This is a genomic window from Kitasatospora sp. NPDC001095 (genome assembly GCF_053598615.1).
Window position 1 is genome coordinate 19,465 of record NZ_JBSFKQ010000046.1, and the last position, 19,737, is coordinate 39,201.

Consider the following 19,737-nt stretch of genomic DNA (forward strand, 5'->3'; position numbering starts at 1 on the left):
AAGGGGGAGACCGACCGATGCGCAACAGGACCTTCCGGAGAACCACCAGGCCCGCCGCCGCGCTGGCCCTGCTGGCGGCCGGCGCGGCCGTGCTCGCCGGGGGCGGCCCGGTCGGCGCCGCACCCGCGGCCGCGACCGCCGCGCCCCTGGCCGTACAGCAGGAGCAGACACCGGACGACGGCTGCGACGTCTACCGGAGCGTGCCGCCGAGCACCGAGGATGGCCCCGCCGTCAAGGCCATCAAGGCCAAGCGCAGCCTGGTGATCGGCGTGGACCAGAACAGCTACCGCTGGGGCGCCCGCAACCCGAACACCGGGCAGATCGAGGGCTTCGACATCGACCTCGCCCGGGCGATCGGCGCGGCCGTCATGGGCGACCCGGAGAAGGTGGTGCTCAAGCCGGTGGCCACGGCCGACCGGATAGACGCCATCAAGAAGGGCCGGGTCGACCTGATCGTCCGCACCATGACGATCAACTGCAAGCGGATGGAAGACGTCGCCTTCTCCAAGCCGTACTTCAACATCAGCCAGCGGGTCCTGGTGCCGAAGTCGTCGCCGGCGAAGAACATCGACGACGCGGTCAAGGACAGGGCGGTCTGCGCCGCCGACGGCTCCACCGCGCTGAACATCGTCAAGGAGAAGAAGACCGCCCGGCAGATCGTCACGGTGGAGAACCAGCTGGACTGCCTGGTCCTGATGCAGCTCGGCAAGGTCGACGCCACCATGACCGACAACGGCCTGGCGGCCGGCCAGGCCGCGCAGGACCAGACCGTGCGGATCGTGGACGGCGAGGCGCAGCCGGAGGTGATCGGCGTCGCCATGCTGAAGGACAGCACCGACCTGACCGCCCGGGTCAACCAGGTCCTGGCCGACTACTACGCGCGCGGCGACTGGGCCCGTTCGTACGAGCACTGGCTCAAGCCGTACATGCTCAACGAGGCCGATCACTACTGGCCCGGCTCGCACTGAGGCGGCGTCCGGCCGGCCCGGCGGCGACGCGCGGGGCCGGCCCGCGGCGACGCGGAGGACGGCGCGGGGGAGGTAGCGCGCGCGCCGTCAGGGGGGCGTTGAGGGTGCCTTGACGCCCCGCGCCCGCTCCGCCGCAACGGCCACCGGTTAGGGTTCGGGGCGATCACCACGGGGAGACCGGTGGTGGACACGGGGGTTGTCGTGGGACCGCACGTCAGGCACGTCGGGATCGCACGCGAGGAAGGAAGGACACCGCGGTGGCGGCATCGGCTGGCCCGGCACTGAGCCGGGAGGAGGTCGACCGCGCGCTCGCCCGCCTCGGCGCGGAGCGGGACGCGGTCGAGTCGGCGCTGCTCGCCCTCCAGGACCACCCGGGCCTGCGGCTGCTGGACGGCGCCGAGCTGTCCGGGCGCACCCTGGAGCGCTGGTCCGTCGCCGGCAAGGGCCTGCCGCTGCTCTGGGCGCTGTTCGACCGCTACTCCGAGGCGCTGGCCTCGGCCCGTGCCGTCCGGGCCCGCAAGGCCAAGCCCGGCGCACCCGAACTGGCCGAGCTGAGCGAGCTACTGACCGGCGACGCGGTGACCGTCCCCGGCGGGGTGGTGCCGGACGGCCCGCAGGTGCTCGGTGCGCCCGCCAAGCTGGTCGAGCGGATCAGCCTGGACGCGCTGATGGTCCGGATGAACTCCTGGTACGCCACCGTGCTGGAGGTGGTCAGCGCCGCCGACGCGGTCTGGTCGGCGCTGCCGGCCCGGATCGACCTGCTGCTGGCCGAGCTCCAGCGGGTGCGCACCCTGGCCGCCTCGCTCGGCGTGCGCACCGGCGGCCACCCGCTGGGCGACGACCTGGCCGGGATCGAGCAGGACCTCACCGCGTTGCGCACCGAGGTGCACGGGGACCCGCTGGCGCTGTGGCGCCCCGCCCGGGTGCCCGCCCAGCGCGGCACCGTCCCGGAGGGCTCGGCCTTCGCCGGCCCGGTCGGGGTGGTGGACACCGAGCGGTTCGACCGGGCCGGGCGGGCGCTGGACGGCGTCCGGCTGGAGCTGGAGGACCTGCTGCGGCTGCGCGACGAGGCCGAGGAGCGGCTCCAGGGCGTCGGCGACCTGCTCCAGCGGGCCGACGCCACCCTGGCCGAGGCCCGCCGGGCGCGCGGCGAGGTGCTGGCGAAGATAGCGTCCAGCGACGTCCCGGCGGTGCCGGGCCCCGCCTCGGCGCTGCGCGAGCGGATCGTCGCCGCGCTGGACCTGCGCCAGGCCGGGCAGTGGGGCCGGCTGGCGCCGCTGCTGGACGCGCTGGAGGACGCCGCCGCCAAGGAGCTGGGCCGGGCCCGGCAGTCGCTCACCGAGGTGACCCAGCCGCTGGCCGTCCGGGCCGAGCTGCGCGGCCGGCTGGACGCCTACAAGGCGATGGCGGCCCGGCTGCGGGTCGCCGAGGACCCGGAAGTGGTCGAACGGTACGAGAAGGCGCGCTGGCTGCTCTGGAGCGCGCCCTGCGACCTGCGGGCGGCGGCCGCCGCGGTGGCCCGGTTCCAGCAGTCGCTGCGCCCGGCCCACGCCGAGGCCGAGCCCGGAAGGGCTCAGGAGGCGACCGGCCCGGCGCCGGGCGCCTCGCAGGTGCAGGACGGACAGGCTCAGGACGGACAGGCTCAGGGGGGCTGAGGTTGATGGGCGGGACGTGCGAACGGCCGGAGTGCTCCGGCAGCGGCAGGATCGACGCCGACGGCTACTGCGACGAGTGCGGGCTCGCCCCGGCGGGCAGGACCACCGCGGCGCCCACGGCCGGGACCACCTCGGCGCCCACGACCGGAACGACCGGGGCGGTCGCGCCCGCCGGGCCCGGCTCGCCCTGCCCGCGCGACTGCTCCGGCACCATCGACCCGGACGGCTACTGCGACGAGTGCGGCCTGACCCCGCCCGCCGACGACACCGGCGTCACCCAGCCCTACGTCCCATCCGCCCGGGTCTCCGGCGGCTCCGGGCACACCGGCTCGGGGCACACCGGCTCCGCCCGTTCGCCGTCGGCCCGCACCGGCTCGGCGCGCTCGATGTCCGGCCGCTCCTGCTCGCACCGCTCGACCCGTACCGGCAGCGGCCGCTCCCTCTCGGTCCGCTCCACCCGGGGCAGCGCCTCCGCGGGCACCCGCAACCGGCTGGGCGCCGGCCTGGTCACCGTACCGACCGTCGAGGCGGCCGATCCGTCCCAGGCCGTCCTGGCCGACGCCGAGGTGCCCGAGCGCAAGCGGTTCTGCTCCAGGTGCGACGCCCCGGTGGGCCGGGAGAAGAACGGCCGCCCGGGCCGCCCCGACGGCTTCTGCACCAAGTGCGGCACGCCGTACTCGTTCACGCCCAAGCTGCGCCGCGGCGACCTGGTCGGCGGGCAGTACGAGGTGGTGGGCTGCCTGGCGCACGGCGGGCTCGGCTGGATCTACCTGGCGGTGGACCGGCGGGTCAACGACAAGTGGGTGGTGCTCAAGGGCCTGCTGGACACCGGGGACGAGGACGCGCTCGCGGTGGCCGTCGCCGAGCGGCGCTTCCTGGCCGAGGTGGACCACCCGAACATCGTCCGGATCATCAACTTCGCCGAGCACCCGGACCTGCGCACCGGCGCCACCGACGGCTACATCGTGATGGAGTACGTCGGCGGGAAGTCGCTCAAGGACATCGCCAACGAGCGCCGCACCCCGGACGGCCGGCGCGAGCCGCTGCCGGTCGAGCAGGCGATCGCGTACGCGCTGGAGGCGCTGCCGGCCCTGGGCTACCTGCACGGGCGGGGTCTGGTCTACTGCGACTTCAAGATCGACAACGTGATCCAGAGCGGCGACGCGCTCAAGATCATAGACATGGGCGCGGTCCGCCGGCTCGACGACGACGGCCCGATCTACGGCACCATCGGCTACCAGGCCCCGGAGATCGCCACCGACGGCCCCTCGGCCGCCTCCGACCTGTACACCGTGGCCCGCACCCTCGCGGTGCTCACCTTCGACTTCCAGGGCTACAGCAGCGCCTACCGCTACTCGCTGCCCGGCCCCGAGCAGGTCGAGATCTTCGCCCGGTACGAGTCGTACTACCGCTTCCTGGTCCGCGCCACCGACCCGGACCCGGCCCGCCGCTTCGCCTCCGCCGAGGAGATGGCCGACCAACTCACCGGCGTGCTGCGGGAGGTGCTGGCCCTCCAGGACGACCGGCCCAGGCCCGCGCCCTCCACTCTGTTCGGCCCCGAACTGCGCGTTGTGGACACCGAGTTGGTGCTTCCCACCCAGCAGGCCGGGAAGCTCGCGGTGGCCCCGCTGGACCCGGCCGCCGCCGCCCTCGCGCTGCCCGTCCCGCGGGTCGACCCGGGCGACCCCAACGCCGGCTTCCTGGCCGTCCTGGTCACCCCCGACCCCGAGGAGACGCTCGCCGCGCTGGCCGCCGCACCCACCGTCTCGGTCGAGAGCCGGCTGCGCGAGCTGCGCGCCCTGCTCGAACTCGGCCGCCACGAGGACGCCGTGAGCCGGCTCGCCGAGCTGGAGCGGGACCAGCCGGACGACTGGCGGGTGGTCTGGTACCGCGGCCTGACCGCGCTGGTCGGCGGCGGGGACTCCCGCGCCCGGGCCGAAGGGCGCGCCGGTGCCGAGAGCGAGGCGCGAGGGAGCGAGGAGCGGGGGAGCGAGGCAGGAGCGTCGGCGCCGGGCCAGGAGCGCCCGGAGACGAGCGGGCGGGTCGCAGCCGCCGCGGAGGCCTTCGACGCGGTCTACGACGCCTTCCCCGGCGAGGCCGCGCCCAAGCTGGCCCTCGCCATCTGCGCCGAACTGCTCGGCGACGGCGGCGACGCGGCCGAGTTCTACCGGCTGGTGTGGGCCACCGACCACGCCTACCTGAGCGCCGCCTTCGGGCTGGCCCGGGTCCGGCTGGCCGAGGGGGACCGGACCGGCGCGGTCCGCGTCCTGGAGACCGTCCCGGCCACCTCCAGCCAGTACACCGCCGCCCGGATCGCCGCCGTCCGGGCCCGGCTGCGCGAGCGCCGGCCCACCGACGACCTGGCCGCCGACCTCGACGCGAGCTCCGCGCAGCTGGCCGCGCTGCGGCTGGACGACCGCCGCCGCGAGGAGCTCGCCGTCGAGGTGCTCGACGCGGCCCTCGGCTGGGTCGGCGCCGAGGCGGCCGCAGGCCGGCGGGCCACCGGACTGGTGGTCCTGGGACGTCCCGCACAGGAGCGGGAACTGCGCTTCGCCCTGGAGCAGTCCTACCGAGTACTCGCCCGGTTGGCCGACCGGGCCGAGAACAGGATCGAGATGGTGGAGCGGGCCAACCGTGCCCGCCCCAGGACGTGGGTGTAGCAGATGCCGCAGCAGACCGAGTGCCCGAGCTGTTCGGAGCCGATGGAGCCGGAGGACGCCTACTGCGGCTCCTGCGGGACGGGCCGGGACGGCCGGGCGGCCCCCGGCTCGATGCCGGCGAGCTGGGCCGCCGCACGCGGCGAGGCCGTACCGTCGCCGCGTGGGCCGGTCTGCGTGCACTGCGGGCAGCCGCAGGTCGCCCCGGACGGCTACTGCGAGGGCTGCGGCAGCGCCCAGCCGCGCCCGCGCGACCACATGGAGAAGGCCCTCGGGGGCGTCGCCGGGGTCAGCGACCGCGGCGTGCGCCACCACCGCAACGAGGACTCCTTCACCGTCGCCGCGACCTCGCTGCCCGGCGGCGAGCCGGTCGTGGTCGCCGTGGTGTGCGACGGCGTCTCCTCCTCCGACCGCCCCGACGAGGCCTCGGAGACCGCCGTCGACGCCGCCTCCGAGTCGCTGCTGACCGCCCTGGAGGCCGGCCGGGACCCGAACCAGGCGATGCGCCAGGCCATCGCCGACGCCGCGCAGGCCGTCGCCGACCTCGCCACCGACGGCGCCGGCCCCACCCGGCCCGACCTCAACGCGCCCGCCTGCACCTACGTCAGCGCGATAGCCGCCGGCGGCCGGGTCACCATCGGTTGGGTCGGCGACACCCGGGCGTACTGGATCCCGGACGACCGCGCCGCCGCGGAGCCGTTCCGGCTCACCCAGGACGACTCCTGGGCGGCCCGGATGGTCGAGGCCGGGCTGATGAGCGAGGCCGAGGCCTACTCCGACCCCCGCGCCCACGCGATCACCGGCTGGCTCGGCGCCGACGCCGAGGAGGTCGTGCCGCACACCCTCGACTTCACCCCGCACGTCCCCGGCGTGGTGCTGATCTGCACCGACGGCCTGTGGAACTACGCCGAGGCGGCCACCGACCTGGCGTACTACGTGCGCCCGGACGCCCGCACCGAGCCGCTCGCCACGGCTCAGACCCTGGTGAAGTTCGCGGTCGCGGCCGGTGGCCACGACAACATCACCGTCGCCGTGCTGCCGATCGACCCGCCGGCCGCCGCCGACGCCGACCAGACCCCGACCGCGCTGGACCTGCCGGTGATCGCTCCGCGACCGGCCCCGGCCCCGGCGGCGGACGGCGGGGACGACGAGGACCACGACCCCACCCTGCCGGACCTCCCGGTGATCGGTTCCGCCGCGGCCCCGCTGCCCCCGGTGCCGCCCGCGCCCCCGGAGGTCCCCCCGGCGCCGCCCGTCCCGCCGACCGCCCCCGCCGCTCCCGCCCCGCCCGTCGCACCGACCGTCCCGCCGCAGCCGCCGCACCCGCCGACGGCCTGACCGACCACCCGCCGGACGCCCCGGCGCCACGGCCCGCCGGCCCGCCCGGCGGGCCGCCCCACCGTCCTGAGCACGTCCACCCCTCACCCGACGGGAGCCGACCGCCCCATGGCAACACTGGCGAAGCCGAACCTGCCCAGGTTCCACGTGGAGATCTTCCAGAACGAGTACCTGGCCGACGGCGCCCGCGAGGTCAACGCCATCGTCACCGTCACCGCGACCGGCGGCGGCACCTCCGGCGGCCGGCCGCTCGGCTTCGCCGACGCCACCCCGGCGGGCACCGGGACGGCGGCGGCCGTGGTCATCCTGGTGGACTGCTCGGGCTCGATGGACTACCCCAAGACCAAGATCAACGGCGCTCGCGAGGCCACCGCCGCCGCCGTCGACGCGCTGCGCGACGGCACCGCCTTCGCCGTGGTCGCCGGCACCCACGAGGCCCGCGACATCTACCCCGGCGACGGCACCCTCGCGATCGCCTCCGCCACCACCCGCGAGCAGGCCAAGGACTCGCTGCGCCGGCTCACCGCGGCCGGCGGCACCGCGATGGGCACCTGGCTGGCCAAGGCCGACAAGCTCTTCCTGACCCGCCGCGACATCGCCATCCGACACGCCGTCCTGCTCACCGACGGCAACAACGAGCACGAGTCGGCCGAGGACCTGGCCCGCAACATCGAGCGGGTGACCGGCCACTTCACCGCCGACTGCCGCGGCGTGGGCACCGACTGGCGGATCGACGAGCTGCGCCGGATCTCCTCGGCGCTGCTCGGCACCACCGACATCGTCGCCGAGCCCTCCGGCCTGGCCGAGGACTTCCGCTCGATGATGGCCGGCGCGATGGGCAAGCAGGTCGCCGACGTCGCGCTGCGGATCTGGACCCCGGCCAACGCCACGGTCCGGTTCGTCAAGCAGGTCGCCCCCTCGGTCGAGGACCTGACCTCCCGCCGCACCGAGGCCGGCCCCCGGGCCGGCGACTACCCGACCGGCTCCTGGGGCGACGAGAGCCGCGACTACCACGTCTGCGTCGAGGTGCCGGCCGCCGCGGTCGGCAACGAGATGCTGGCCGCCCGGGTCAGCCTGGTGCTGCCCGAGCAGGTCGCCGGCGGCACCCCCGAGGTGCTCACCCAGGGCCTGGTCAAGGCGGTCTGGACGGACGACCTGGCCTCCTCCACCAGGATCAGCCCGCAGGTCGCCCACTACACCGGGCAGGCCGAGCTCGCCTCCTCCATCCAGGAGGGCCTGGAGGCCCACCGGGCCGGGGACGTCGACCGCGCGACCTCCAAGCTGGGCGCCGCCGTCCGGATCGCACACGCGACCGGGAACGAGGGCACCTACAAGCTGCTCCAGAAGGTGGTGGACGTGGTGGACCCGAAGGAGGGTACGGTTCGGTTCCGTAAGAACGTGAGCGAGGCCGACTCGATGACCCTTGAGACCCGGTCGACCAAGACGGTACGTGTGAAGAAGTGACCGCTGAAGACGTGACCGGGCCGGCACCCCGGCGCGACGCCGCACCGCGCCGGCCCGAAACGAGGGGGACCTGATGCCGATCTGCCCGAGGGGCCACGAGTCGCAGGCCGAGGACTGGTGCGACTTCTGCGGCTTCCCAATGACTCCGCCGGCCCCCACCCCGGGGGCGCACGGAGGCTACCCGGGGGCACCCGGGAGCGACCCCGCGCCCGGTGCGCACGCCGGGCACCCGGGGTACGGTGGCGCCTCCTTCGGCGCACCGCCGCCTCCGCCGCCGATGCCGCCGGGGGCCGTCCCGCCGCCCGGGGCTCCGCTGCCGCCGCCCGGCATGGTGCCCCCGCCGCAGCACGGGGCCGTTCCCCCGCAGGGCGCCGTCCCGCCGCACGGGGCCGCCCCGCCGCAGGCCGGACCGCAGGGCCTCACCGCGGGCCTGGCCGTCTGCCCGATCTGCCGCAGCCCCCAGACCGGACGGTTCTGCGAGGAGTGCGGCTACGACTACGAGCTCTCCACGCCGTCGCGCCGCCAGGTGCCCGGCGCCGGCCACACCCCGCCCGGCCCTGCCCAGCAGCCGCCGCTGAACATCCCGCCGGCCTACGGCGGCACCCCGCCGCAGGCCCCGGCCGGCCACTCCCAGGCCGGTCAGCCACCCCTCGGCCAGCCGCCGTTCGGGCAGCCGCCGCTCGGCCAGGCCCCGTTCGGGCAGCCGCCGGCGGCCCAGCAGGCCGTCGCCCCGCCCGTCCCGCAGCAGCCGCAGGCCCCGGCGCACCCGCACACCTACGGCTACCCGCCCTCCTCGCCCGGCATCGGGCAGGAGGAGCCCGTGCCCGAGGGCGCGTTCCCCGACCCGGCGGTGCGCGAGGACTCCGGCCCGGTGTACGCCCAGCCAGCCGGCCCCGGCCCGAACAACCGCGGCGGCGACTTCGGCACCTCCTTCAACCTCGCCCCGCCGCAGCCCCAGGAGCCCGCCCCGGCCGAGCCGGTGCGCACCAACTGGATCGCCGTGGTCTCGGCCGACCGGGACTACTTCACCGAGATGATGGCCCGCAGCGGGCCCGAGGCGGCCGGCCTGTTCTTCCCGCCGTACTGCCCCGAGCGCCGGATCCCGCTGACCGGCCGCGGCCAGCTGCGGATCGGGCGGCGCAGCCAGCACCGCGGCACCGTCCCGGAGATCGACCTGTCCGTCCCGCCGGAGGACCCGGGCGCCTCGCACCAGCACGCTCTGCTCGCCGAACAGGCGGACGGCAGCTGGGTCCTGGTGGACCAGGACTCGACCAACGGCACCACCATGAACGGCGGCGCGGAGCCGATCGCCCCGCACGTCGCCGTGCCGCTGAACGACGGCGACCGGATCCACATCGGCGCCTGGACCACCATCACCGTGCACCGCGGCTGAAAGGCCGTGAGCTGAAAGTCCGTCCGGTCATTTCCCGACGGTCGATCAGCGCCGGTCATCGCCAACTCCGGCCGGGCCGGGCGGAATTCGACATCCGCCCGGCCCGGCTTTGTTCGCACCGCCTTTAAAATGTCCGCAAATTCGCTCGCACAGATGTGCACAGGAGCCTTCACAACCCCTAGGCTCAGGGCACATGACTGCTGCTATATCCGCTGACGGCATCCGCCAGCGGTACGGGGATGTGCAGGCCGTCGACGGGGTGTCCCTCACCGTCGAGGCCGGCGAGTTCTACGGGATCCTGGGCCCCAACGGCGCCGGGAAGACCACCACGATGGAGATCCTGGAGGGCGTCCGGAAACCGGACGAGGGCCGGATCGAGCTGCTGGGCATGGAGCCCTGGCCGCGCAATCCGAAACTGCTGCCGCGAATCGGCGTGCAGTTCCAGGCATCCGCTTTCTTCCGCAAGTTGACGGCCCGGGAAACCATCCGCACCTTCGCGTCGTTCTACGGGGTCGGCCCCAAGCGGGCCGACGCGATGCTGGAGCGGGTCGGCCTCTCGGACAAGGCCGAGACCCTGACCGACCAGATGTCCGGCGGCCAGGCCCAGCGCCTGTCGATCGCCTGCGCACTGGCCCACGATCCGGAACTCGTCTTCCTGGACGAGCCCACCACCGGCCTGGACCCGCAGTCCCGGCGCAACCTCTGGGACCTCCTGCGGGACATCAACGCCGAGGGCCGCACCGTCGTGCTGACCACTCACTACCTGGACGAGGCCGAGGTGCTCTGCGACCGGGTCTCGATCATGGACCACGGCAGGGTCCTGCACACCGGCGCCCCGGCGGCGCTGATCCGCGAGATCGACGACACCGTCCGGATCAGCGTGGCCTCCGGCCAGCTCCCGCTCGACCGGGCTCGGGAGCTGATGACCGCGGCCGGCGCGGACATCGCCAACCTCGAGGACGACACCGTCTCGCTCTCCGTCTCCACCCGCCTTCCGGCCCCGGTGCTCAGCGTCCTCGCCGAGCAGAACGCGCTGCGCGGCCTGGAAGTGCGCGGCGCCACCCTGGAGGACGTCTTCCTCCAGCTGACCGGACGGGAGTTCCGCGCATGACCGCCACCACCCCCACCGAGCCTCAGGCCCCCGCCCGGCGCGGCGGCCCGGCCGCCGGCGAGCGGGAGCGGGTCAGCGCGTTCTGGAGCCTGTCCCGCGCCATGCTGCTCGGGATGAAGCGCGACCGCACCGCGACCTTCTTCATCCTGCTCTTCCCGCTGGTGTTCCTGGTCTTCTTCGGCACCGTGACCAAGGGCTCCGGCAGCCCCCACGCCAAGGTGGCGCAGGTCGGCGCGGTGAAGCTGTTCGACTCCATCCAGGGCGACGAGCGGGCCGGGCTGGACAAGGTCCTCACCATCACGAAGACCGACGACGAGGCCGCCACGCTGGAGAAGGTCCGCAAGGGCGACTACGACGCGCTGATCAAGCAGGGCCCGGACGGCAAGGTCGAGCTGCGCTACACCGCCGCCGACCAGGTCCGCGCCGGCGCGCTGCAGGGCATCCTCAACTCGGTGGTCCAGAACGCCAACCAGGCGGCCACCGGCCAGAAGCCGGCCTTCGTGCTGGACTCCCAGCAGGTCGAGGACAAGTCGCTCAAGCCGATCCAGTTCCTCACCCCCGGCCTGCTCGGCTGGGCCGTCGCCACCGGCGCGGTGTTCGGTGCCGCGCTGACGCTGGTCAACTGGCGCAAGTCCAAGGTGCTGCGCCGGCTGCGACTGGCCCCGATCAACGCCGGAACCGTGGTCAGCTCCCGGATCCTGGTGTCGCTGCTGACCGCCTTCCTGCAGACCGCCGTCTTCCTGGTGGTCGCGACGAGCTTCTTCGGACTGAAGCTCACCGGAAACTGGTGGCTGGTCATCCCGCTGGTGGCCTGCGCGACGCTCGCCTTCATGTCGATCGGCCTGCTGGCCGGCTCGGTCGCCAAGACCGAGGAGGCGGCCAACGGCATCTCGCAGATCATCGTGCTGCCGATGTCCTTCCTGTCCGGCTCGTTCTTCCCGCTGGACGGGGCCCCGGGCTGGCTGAAGGGCGTCTCCCAGGTCATGCCGCTGCACTACCTGGTCGACTCCGCCCAGTCGGTGCTCACCCGCGGCGGCGGCGTCATGGACGCCCTGCCGACCATGGGCGGCCTGCTGCTCTTCGCGGCGGTGCTGACCGGCATCTCCTGGAAGCTGTTCCGCTGGGAGGACTGACCCTCCCCGGCTGATGTCCGCAGACCTGTCCGCGGACCTGCCCGCGGACACCAGCCGACCGGCGTCCGCTGGTCGACGTCCACCGATCCCGACGGGGTCGTACGCCTTTGGTCCCGGTGTACGACCCCGTCGGCGTCTGCGACCATGGTCGGGTGACAGAGATCCGGCGAGGCACGCTGAGCGAGGAGACCTTCTACGACCAGGTCGGCGGTGAGCCGACCTTCCGACGGCTGGTCCACCGGTTCTACGAGGGCATCGCCCAGGACGAGCTGCTGCGGCCGATGTACCCCGAGGAGGACCTCGGACCGGCCGAGGAGCGGATGACGCTCTTCCTGATGCAGTACTGGGGCGGCCCGCGCACCTACAGCGAGCAGCGCGGCCACCCGCGGCTGCGGATGCGGCACGTGCCGTTCAAGGTCGACAAGGCCGCGCACGACGCCTGGCTCACCCACATGCGGGCGGCCGTGGCGAGCCTGGAGCTGTCGGCCGAGCACGAGCGGCAGCTGCTCGAGTACCTGACGTACGCCGCCGCCTCGATGATCAACACCCCGGGCTGAACCGGCCCGTCCCCGTGATCCGGCCGGGGGCACCCTGCTCCGGCGGGCGGTCACCGGCTCCGGCCGGGGGTCACCGGACCGGGCTCAGCCCCAGCCCCGCGCCCGGCGCGGCCACGGTGCGCACCACCACCGAGCCCGCCGGGGCGCTCAGCCGCAGCCAGCCGCCCGCCCGGTGCACGGTCAGCGGGGCGTCGGGCCGCAGGAAGCCGATCACGTACGCGGCGTGCGGCACCCGCAGCGGCAGCTCGGGCAGCGCGGTGACCGGCCGGGACCAGATCTCGTCGGCCAGCGCGTCCAGCACCGCGCGGGTGCGGTGGTGCGCCGGTACGGCCTCGCTGCGCTCGCGGAACTCCCGCACCCCGGCCATCAGTTCCGGGTACACCTCGGCCACCGGCGGGGCGCCGACCGGCCGCCAGCCGGTGCGCGGCGGCAGCATCCCGGCCCAGGCCGGGCCGGTCACCGGCGCCGGCAGCGCGACGGCGCCCGCGTCGGCGTCCACGCCGTCCAGCAACTGGCCCGCCGAGACGGTCACGTCCACCGCCTCGTCCAGGCCGCTCAGCCGCACGGTGCGGATCGCCAGCGCACCGCTGCCGCCCAGCGGCAGCCGTCCGAAGACAGCCAGCACGCCGTCCCCCTCACCCGGGCCCACCGCCTGGATCCGGACGGCCGCCGCCCGGTCGAAGCGCAGCAGGCGCAGCAGGAAGGCGGAGAGGTCGGCGGCCTCCCCGGTGTCGGTCAGGGCGAGACGGGCGGTGATGGTCACAGTCGTTCAGCTCGAATCGTCAGATGGGGTCAGACGGTGGCGACTGCCGGCTCTTCGTCCATGAAGCGGCCGAGGAACTCCCGCTCCACCGGCGAGATCCGGCGCGGCCGGCCCTCGGCCAGGTCGTAGGGGACGACCACGGTGGACGCCCGGACGTACACGATGTCGCCGCCGTCCTCGGCGACGTCCTTGATCTCGTACGAGACGGTCAGCGAGGCGCCGCCGATCCTGGTCACCCAGGTCTCGATGGTGACCGGCTCGGGCCGGTGCACCAGCGGACGCTTGTAGTCGATCTCGTGGCGGGCCACCACCGAGCCGCCCGCGAACTCCCCGGCGCCGGCCGCGGCGGCCTGGGTGAACATGAAGTCGATCCGGGCCTCCTCCAGGTAGCGCAGGAAGACCACGTTGTTGACGTGCCCGAAGGCGTCCATGTCGGACCAGCGCAGCGGGCAGGCGTAGATGTGGCGAGCCACGGGAGTTCTCCTCGGTGTCCGGTCGCCCGCCGGCGCCGTTTCTCGGCGTCGGCCGGCGGTGGCGCAGAGCGTCACGCGACGGGCGGTGGCGACGGGCTGCGGCCCGGCAGGCCGCCCGGAGGGCAGTCTGCCGGGCCGTTGTGACGGCTGGGTGTCAGCCTCGGGTCAGCTTCTTGTAGGTGGCCCGGTGCGGGCGGGCGGCGTCGGCGCCGAGCCGCTCGATCTTGTTCTTCTCGTACGACTCGAAGTTGCCCTCGAACCAGAACCACTTGCTGTCGCCCTCGTAGGCGAGGATGTGGGTGGCCACTCGGTCCAGGAACCAGCGGTCGTGGGAGATGACCACGGCGCAGCCGGGGAACTCCAGCAGGGCGTTCTCCAGCGAGGAGAGCGTCTCGACGTCGAGGTCGTTGGTGGGCTCGTCGAGGAGCAGCAGGTTGCCGCCCTGCTTGAGGGTGAGCGCCAGGTTCAGGCGGTTGCGCTCACCGCCGGAGAGCACGCCGGCCGGCTTCTGCTGGTCCGGGCCCTTGAAGCCGAAGGCCGACACGTAGGCACGGGACGGCATCTCGACCTGGCCGACGTTGATCCAGTCCAGACCGTCGGAGACGACCTCCCAGAGGGTCTTCTTCGGGTCGATGTTGGAGCGGGTCTGGTCGACGTAGCTGATCTTGACCGTCTCGCCGACCTTGACCGTGCCGCTGTCCGGGGTCTCCAGGTCCTGGAGCATCTTGAACAGGGTGGTCTTGCCGGCGCCGTTCGGGCCGATGATGCCGACGATGCCGTTGCGCGGCAGGGTGAAGCTCAGGTCGTCGATCAGGACCTTCTCACCGAAGGCCTTGTTGAGGTTCTCGACCTCGATGACGACGTTGCCCAGGCGCGGGCCCGGCGGGATCTGGATCTCCTCGAAGTCCAGCTTCCGCATCTTGTCGGCCTCGGCCGCCATCTCCTCGTAGCGGGCCAGACGGGCCTTGGACTTCGCCTGGCGGCCCTTGGCGTTGGAGCGGACCCACTCCAGCTCCTCCTTGAGGCGCTTGGCGCGCTTGGCGTCCTTCTGCCCCTCGACCTTGAGACGCGACTGCTTGGTCTCCAGGTAGGTGGAGTAGTTGCCCTCGTACGGGTAGGCGCGGCCGCGGTCGAGCTCCAGGATCCACTCGGCGACGTTGTCCAGGAAGTACCGGTCGTGGGTGACGGCCACGACGGTGCCCTTGTACTTCTCCAGGTGCTGCTCCAGCCAGTTCACCGACTCGGCGTCCAGGTGGTTGGTGGGCTCGTCGAGCAGCAGCAGGTCGGGGGCCTCCAGCAGCAGCTTGCAGAGCGCGACGCGGCGCTTCTCACCACCGGAGAGCTTGGTGACCGGCCAGTCGCCGGGCGGGCAGCCCAGGGCGTCCATGGCCTGCTCCAGCTGGGCGTCCAGGTCCCAGGCCTCGGCGTGGTCCAGCTCCTCCTGGAGCTTGCCCATCTCGTCCAGCAGGGCGTCCGAGTAGTCGGTCGCCATCAGCTCGGCGATCTCGTTGAAGCGGTCGAGCTTCCCCTTGATCTCCTTGACGCCGTCCTGGACGTTCTCCAGGACGGTCTTGGACTCGTCGAGCGGCGGCTCCTGCAGCAGCATGCCGACGGTGAAGCCGGGCGAGAGGAAGGCGTCGCCGTTGGAGGGCTGGTCCAGGCCTGCCATCATCTTGAGCACGGTGGACTTACCGGCACCGTTGGGGCCCACGACGCCGATCTTCGCTCCGGGGAGGAAGCTGAGCGTCACGTCGTCAAGGATGACCTTGTCTCCGTGAGCCTTGCGCACCTTGCGCATCGTGTAGATGTATTCCGCCACGTGAGATCGCTCCGGCGTCGTCGGGAGTATTCGGCTTGCAGCCTTCCATTGTGCCGCACCCGGCCCGGAGGCCCGAATCGCCCGGGTGACCCCTTGGGGGTATCCGGAGCCCTCTCCCCGCCCGCTCCGGCCCCGCCGCTCCCGCCCCACCGGCAACACCCCGGCCGGCCGGGCCCTCAAGGCACGCCGGCCGGGCCCCGAACGCGGGACGGCCCGGCTCCCCGCAGCGGGTGCGGGGAGCCGGGCCGGTCGCCGCTCTCAGGGCGTCGGGAGGTCAGTGCCCCCCGGCCCACTCGGGCGGTTCGGTCGGTTCGGTCGGTTCAGTCGGTTCGACCGGTCCGACCGGTTCAGGCGGTGGTGCGACCGTGGCGGCCGCGGCGGCGCAGGACGAAGACGGCGGCGCCACCGGCCACGACCAGGCCACCGGCGACGGCGGCGAGGATCGGGGTGGAGTCATTGGCGCCGGTCTGGGCCAGGCCACCGGTGCCCGGGGCGGCGCTGGTGGTCGCCGGGGCCGGCTGGCCGGCGCCGTTGCTCGGGGTGCCCGACGGGGTCGCGGCGGGGGTGCCCGACGGGGTCGCGGCCGGGGTGGTCGGGGCCGGGGTCGGGGTCACGCCGACCTTGCAGTCCAGGACGCCCGTGAACTGCTTGGTGTAGCCGTTCGGGCCGGTCACGGTGAAGTCGTAGTTCGCCTTCTCCTCGACCTTGACGAGAACGGTCTCGGTCTTGCCCGGCTGGACGGCGACCTGCTGCTTGCCGACCGTGACGGTGGCGGCCTCGTCACCGCTGTTGGTGACGGACACCCGCACGCCGCCGGCGGCGCACTCCTCCTTGGCGGAGCTGTCGATCAGCGCGCCCTTGCCCTGCTTCCAGGTGGCCTTGGCGCCGGCCGCGACGTTCACCTTGGTGGAGCTGGCCAGGATCATGGTCTGGCTGTGGCGGCCCTGCTTGTCCACCTTGCTCATGAAGACCCGGCCGCTGAGCACGTTGGCCTCGGCGGTGGCGCTGATGGCGGCCTTGCCGTCCGGGGTGCCGGCCGGCACGTCCAGGAACAGCGGGGTGTCCTTGCCGATCGGGCCGGCCAGGCTGCCGTTGACCGGCTTGTTGTCCTTGTCCAGCAGCTTGACCTTGTCCGCGGCGTCGCCGGTGACGCTCAGCTTGACCTCGTTCGCGCTGGAGTTCAGCAGGAACGGGCCGAGCTTGCCGCCCGACTTCCCGGAGGCCGAGTCCGGGGAGATCGTCAGCGAGGGCTTCGGCTCGGCTGCGACGCCCTTGTTGGCGTCGCCGACCAGGTAGTCGCGCAGCTTCTTGGCCTTCTCGTTGCGCGGGACGGCGTTCTTGTTGTCCGAGAACTTCCAGATCGCGGCCTGGGTGCCGGCGGCGGCGTCCGCTTCGCTCAGGCTGTCGACCTGGATGGCCGTGGCCAGGGACGCCAGGCCCGCCTGCGGGTACGAGTTGTCCAGGATCCAGCGGATCTTGGGCGCGTTGGCGTTGCCGTTGAGGGAGCTCGACGCCCAGTCCGCCTCGTGGTACCTGGCGCCGCTGTCCAGGTAGACCGGGTTGTCGAAGTCGATGCAGTACGTCCGGAGCTTCTCGCCGGCGTCCGTCTTGAGGGTGAACAGACCACCGTCGACGGTCCTGTTCCCGACATCGATCTTCTCGCCGAGCATCTCGTTCAGGACTTCGGCGGTCACGCCCGAGGTCGGAGCACCGGCGCCGGCAGCGGCCGCCGCACCGGCCGCGAACAGGCCTCCGCCCAACGCCAAGCTGGTCGTGAGCATGACAGTGGTTATCCGGGACAGACTCCGCCCCTGCCTCTGGAACATCTGGGATCCCTCCGGGCCGGGCCGCACCGAGTGGGCGGCCCGCCGACTTGCCGTCCCGCGCGTGCCCCCTGTGGCACCGCTGCGGGTATGAACCAGACGAATCCTATTGAGCCCCGGAGGCCCCGAAACCCCCATGCGAAATCAGGACGATTCCGTATCTGGATCGTTATCAATCCCCTCAGGTCCCACACAAGCTGACGGCCACCCAGAAACTCGCGTGCGGTTTTCTGTTATCCCGTCGGATTGCGCCCGCGGGTACAACGACCGTCTCGATCAACATATTTGTCGACAGGAAGGTCACCGACCCGTCGGATCAGAGCACCCCTCCGGCGTCACCTCCCCGCTCCCTCCCGGGCGCCTCGCCCGGCTCCCCCGCGGCCGGCCGCCCGCCCGCCGGCAGCGCCCGTACGGCGGCTGCCGCCACCGGCACCGGGGCCGGGGCTGGCGCCGCCCGGTACGGCGCCCCGGAACCCCTGCGCGCCTCCACCGCGCTGACGATCCACTCCGGCACCACCTCGCCACCGGCCTCCGCGCCGCCCGGCCCGGGACCGGCCGGCTGCCCGCGCACCCCCGCCGCCCACCGGAACGCCGTGGTACCACGGGTGAGATCGTGCCCGACCGATCGCGCGTCGATCTCGACCCGGCTCCGCTTCACCTCCCCCTCCGTCCACTCGCGCACCCGCAGCCGACCGCTCACCAGCACCGGATCACCCTTGGCCAGCGAGCCGATCAGATTGACCGCCAGCGCCCGCCAGGCCGTCACCGTCACCCACTGCGTCTCGCCGTCCACCCAGCACTCGCGCTGCCGGTCGTACCTCCGCTCGGTGCAGGCGAGCCGGAAGTTGGCCATCGGCACCCCGCCGCTGGTTTCGCCGTAGCTCACCTCCGTCGCCACATTGCCGATCACCGTCACCTGCGTCTCGCTCACGGCACACCCTCCGCTCTCGCCGATGCACCGTACGGAATCGACCGGTGCGCCTTGAGCTTGCACTTCCGGGGAAATCCCGGCCACCGACTTCCGAAATCCTGTGGATAACTCGCCACTACGGAACTGCCGTCACTCGCAGGGGTGAATTTCAGCCCTCCGCGGCCGCTTCACCGCCGCTTCTTCGCGGCCATGACAACAAACCCGCTGCTCTCCGCCTCGCCGACGCGCCGCCGAACCCGCCCGGGAACACGCGGCGGAACGCGCCCCGCCGGCCGTCCGCGCACGTCATCCGACCGGGGCGAGCGGATTAAGGCCCCCCACCCGCACCGTCGGCGGCACATTCTCCGTGCCGAATCCATAACGGGTGAGGAGGCAGCCCCGTAACGACTGCACAACGTCCGGCGCGGAACACTCCCAGACCGCTGCACTCACGGCCTTCACCTGCGATTATCGGACCGCTCCACCGAACCGACACACCAACGGCGGTGTCGTCACGCCCGGCCGGGGAACCGGTCACCCTTATCCTGTCCCCGACAGGGCGAGGGCCCACCACCCCACCCCTCCCTCAGGTACGGGGCCGGACAGCGCGCGCCCCGGCGCTCGCCAGCCCGATCCCGGCCACGGTCGCGCCCGCCAGGGCACCGCCCGTCCCGCCCCCATAGCTCAGCGGATAGAGCACCCGCCTTCTAAGCGGTAGGTCGCAGGTTCGAATCCTGCTGGGGGCACCACTCGGCAATTCTGCAGGCCAACGAGTCGGCGAACACTTTCCGTATCCGTTCCGGGCCACCGCGTAATCCCCCGCGGCGAACAAGCCGCCCACGCATCGCGCAGAACTCGTGACCATGCGTGTGCATGTCGGCGAGCGCCGCGAATACGGGGCCGAAAACGGGGCCAACCGGAACTACCGGAATTCCCGGCGAATCCCCCGCACGGAACGGAACGGAACAGCCCACCCCGCTCCGCCCACCGGGTCCGGCCTACTCCGCCAGCCCGGCCAGATAGGCGTCCAGCAGCTCCGTCTGCCGCTGCGCCGGGAACTCCTCCGGGGCGAACAGCGCCTGCACCACCAGGCCCAGCACGAAGGCCTGCGCCCCCGCCGCGAGCGCCGCCGGATCGGCCTGCGCCGGAAGCTCCCCCAGCCGCTGGGCGTCCGCGACGTGCGCCGTGAGCGCGGTGCGCGAGCGCGCGTAGCGGCCCGCGTGGGCGGCCGCCAGTTCCGGATCGGCCAGGGCGTGGTCCCAGGAGCCGACCCAGATCCGGTTGTCGGCCGCGGCCTCGTCGTCCAGCGGCAGGACGTCCAGCAGCGACGCCCGCACCCGGGCCAGCCCGGACGGCGGCGGGCCGCCGTCCGCCGGCTCGGTGCGCCGCGGCCGGGCCAGCGAGCGTCGGTCCAGCTCCTCCAGCGCGTGGCTCAGCAGCGCCCGCTTGTTCGGGAAGTAGTGCGTCAACATCCCGGTGGAGGCGCCCAGTTCGGCGGCCACCGCGCGCAGCGTCAGCCCCTCGAAGCCCCGACTGGAGAGCACGCGCCACACCCCCTCGGACACTTCGGAACGTCGGGCGTCGTGGTCTCCGCGGGCCGGTGTCATGGGGGCTATCGTACATACCAAACGTTTGTTATGAATGATTCAGCCAACCTCGGCACCACTCTGAAA

Annotated in this window: 15 protein-coding genes and 1 tRNA gene; 10 read left to right on the forward strand and 6 right to left on the reverse strand. The window is 73.2% G+C overall.

Annotated elements, in window-relative coordinates:
- Positions 1 to 17: 17 nt before the first annotated feature.
- The 9 genes from ACWDBB_RS28465 to ACWDBB_RS28505 all read left to right on the forward strand — a co-directional run bounded on the left by ACWDBB_RS28465 (position 18) and on the right by ACWDBB_RS28505 (position 12,276).
- Positions 18 to 968, forward strand: a complete 951-nt coding sequence (locus ACWDBB_RS28465) for a glutamate ABC transporter substrate-binding protein (protein ID WP_449792313.1) — start codon at positions 18 to 20, stop codon at positions 966 to 968.
- A 257-nt stretch (positions 969 to 1,225) separates the two neighbouring features.
- Positions 1,226 to 2,623 carry a hypothetical protein gene (locus tag ACWDBB_RS28470; protein WP_449792314.1) on the forward strand — a complete coding sequence of 466 codons (1,398 nt, stop codon included), beginning with the start codon at positions 1,226 to 1,228 and terminating at the stop codon, positions 2,621 to 2,623.
- Positions 2,624 to 2,628: 5 nt separating this feature from the next.
- On the forward strand, positions 2,629 to 5,283 hold the full coding sequence (locus ACWDBB_RS28475; RefSeq protein ID WP_449792315.1) for a tetratricopeptide repeat protein: 2,655 nt from the start codon (positions 2,629 to 2,631) through the stop codon (positions 5,281 to 5,283).
- A gap of 3 nt (positions 5,284 to 5,286) precedes the next feature.
- On the forward strand, positions 5,287 to 6,618 hold the full coding sequence (locus ACWDBB_RS28480; protein ID WP_449792316.1) for a protein phosphatase 2C domain-containing protein: 1,332 nt from the start codon (positions 5,287 to 5,289) through the stop codon (positions 6,616 to 6,618).
- Positions 6,619 to 6,726: 108 nt separating this feature from the next.
- Complete coding sequence (locus ACWDBB_RS28485) at positions 6,727 to 8,082, forward strand: vWA domain-containing protein (RefSeq protein ID WP_449792317.1); 1,356 nt, start codon at positions 6,727 to 6,729, stop codon at positions 8,080 to 8,082.
- A gap of 328 nt (positions 8,083 to 8,410) precedes the next feature.
- Positions 8,411 to 9,475, forward strand: coding sequence for an FHA domain-containing protein (locus ACWDBB_RS28490; RefSeq protein ID WP_449792318.1), 1,065 nt, complete (start codon positions 8,411 to 8,413; stop codon positions 9,473 to 9,475).
- A gap of 193 nt (positions 9,476 to 9,668) precedes the next feature.
- Positions 9,669 to 10,586 carry an ABC transporter ATP-binding protein gene (locus tag ACWDBB_RS28495; RefSeq protein ID WP_449792319.1) on the forward strand — a complete coding sequence of 306 codons (918 nt, stop codon included), beginning with the start codon at positions 9,669 to 9,671 and terminating at the stop codon, positions 10,584 to 10,586.
- Positions 10,583 to 11,719, forward strand: coding sequence for an ABC transporter permease (locus tag ACWDBB_RS28500; RefSeq protein ID WP_449792320.1), 1,137 nt, complete (start codon positions 10,583 to 10,585; stop codon positions 11,717 to 11,719). The genes ACWDBB_RS28495 and ACWDBB_RS28500 overlap by 4 nt, the downstream gene beginning before the upstream one ends.
- 152 nt (positions 11,720 to 11,871) lie before the next feature.
- Complete coding sequence (locus tag ACWDBB_RS28505; protein WP_392878766.1) at positions 11,872 to 12,276, forward strand: globin; 405 nt, start codon at positions 11,872 to 11,874, stop codon at positions 12,274 to 12,276.
- Positions 12,277 to 12,346: 70 nt separating this feature from the next.
- Here the strand turns inward: ACWDBB_RS28505 and ACWDBB_RS28510 are convergent, their stop codons facing one another.
- The 5 genes from ACWDBB_RS28510 to ACWDBB_RS28530 all read right to left on the reverse strand — a co-directional run bounded on the left by ACWDBB_RS28510 (position 12,347) and on the right by ACWDBB_RS28530 (position 18,085).
- A complete protein-coding gene (locus tag ACWDBB_RS28510; protein WP_449792321.1) occupies positions 12,347 to 13,039 on the reverse strand; it encodes a hypothetical protein in 693 nt (230 codons plus the stop codon).
- Positions 13,040 to 13,068: 29 nt separating this feature from the next.
- Positions 13,069 to 13,512, reverse strand: coding sequence for an acyl-CoA thioesterase (locus ACWDBB_RS28515; protein WP_392878771.1), 444 nt, complete (start codon positions 13,510 to 13,512; stop codon positions 13,069 to 13,071).
- A gap of 154 nt (positions 13,513 to 13,666) precedes the next feature.
- Entirely contained in the window at positions 13,667 to 15,331 is a 1,665-nt protein-coding gene (gene ettA / locus ACWDBB_RS28520) for an energy-dependent translational throttle protein EttA (RefSeq protein WP_449792322.1), read from the reverse strand.
- Between the two features lie 347 nt (positions 15,332 to 15,678).
- On the reverse strand, positions 15,679 to 17,112 hold the full coding sequence (locus tag ACWDBB_RS28525) for a Cys-Gln thioester bond-forming surface protein (protein ID WP_449792323.1): 1,434 nt from the start codon (positions 17,110 to 17,112) through the stop codon (positions 15,679 to 15,681).
- 358 nt (positions 17,113 to 17,470) lie between these two features.
- Positions 17,471 to 18,085 (reverse strand): single-stranded DNA-binding protein, encoded by a 615-nt coding sequence (locus tag ACWDBB_RS28530; RefSeq protein ID WP_449792324.1) that lies wholly within the window; start codon positions 18,083 to 18,085, stop codon positions 17,471 to 17,473.
- 652 nt (positions 18,086 to 18,737) lie between these two features.
- Here ACWDBB_RS28530 and ACWDBB_RS28535 point away from each other — a divergent pair.
- A tRNA-Arg gene (locus tag ACWDBB_RS28535) sits at positions 18,738 to 18,813 on the forward strand.
- 249 nt (positions 18,814 to 19,062) lie between these two features.
- On the opposite strand, the gene ACWDBB_RS28540 is transcribed toward ACWDBB_RS28535, so the two are convergent.
- The gene (locus ACWDBB_RS28540) at positions 19,063 to 19,671 is read right to left on the reverse strand and encodes a TetR/AcrR family transcriptional regulator (RefSeq protein ID WP_449792325.1); all 609 of its coding nucleotides are present in this window, start codon (positions 19,669 to 19,671) and stop codon (positions 19,063 to 19,065) included.
- Between the last annotated feature and the right edge of the window lie 66 nt (positions 19,672 to 19,737).

Coding starts and splice junctions, on each gene's coding strand:
- ACWDBB_RS28465 (WP_449792313.1), top strand. CDS start 18: ATGCGCAACAGGACCTTCCGGAGAACCACCAGGCCCGCCGCCGCGCTG.
- ACWDBB_RS28475 (WP_449792315.1), top strand. CDS start 2,629: ATGGGCGGGACGTGCGAACGGCCGGAGTGCTCCGGCAGCGGCAGGATC.
- ACWDBB_RS28480 (WP_449792316.1), top strand. CDS start 5,287: ATGCCGCAGCAGACCGAGTGCCCGAGCTGTTCGGAGCCGATGGAGCCG.
- ACWDBB_RS28485 (WP_449792317.1), top strand. CDS start 6,727: ATGGCAACACTGGCGAAGCCGAACCTGCCCAGGTTCCACGTGGAGATC.
- ACWDBB_RS28490 (WP_449792318.1), top strand. CDS start 8,411: ATGGTGCCCCCGCCGCAGCACGGGGCCGTTCCCCCGCAGGGCGCCGTC.
- ACWDBB_RS28495 (WP_449792319.1), top strand. CDS start 9,669: ATGACTGCTGCTATATCCGCTGACGGCATCCGCCAGCGGTACGGGGAT.
- ACWDBB_RS28500 (WP_449792320.1), top strand. CDS start 10,583: ATGACCGCCACCACCCCCACCGAGCCTCAGGCCCCCGCCCGGCGCGGC.
- ACWDBB_RS28525 (WP_449792323.1), bottom strand. CDS start 17,112: ATGCTCACGACCAGCTTGGCGTTGGGCGGAGGCCTGTTCGCGGCCGGT.
- ACWDBB_RS28540 (WP_449792325.1), bottom strand. CDS start 19,671: ATGACACCGGCCCGCGGAGACCACGACGCCCGACGTTCCGAAGTGTCC.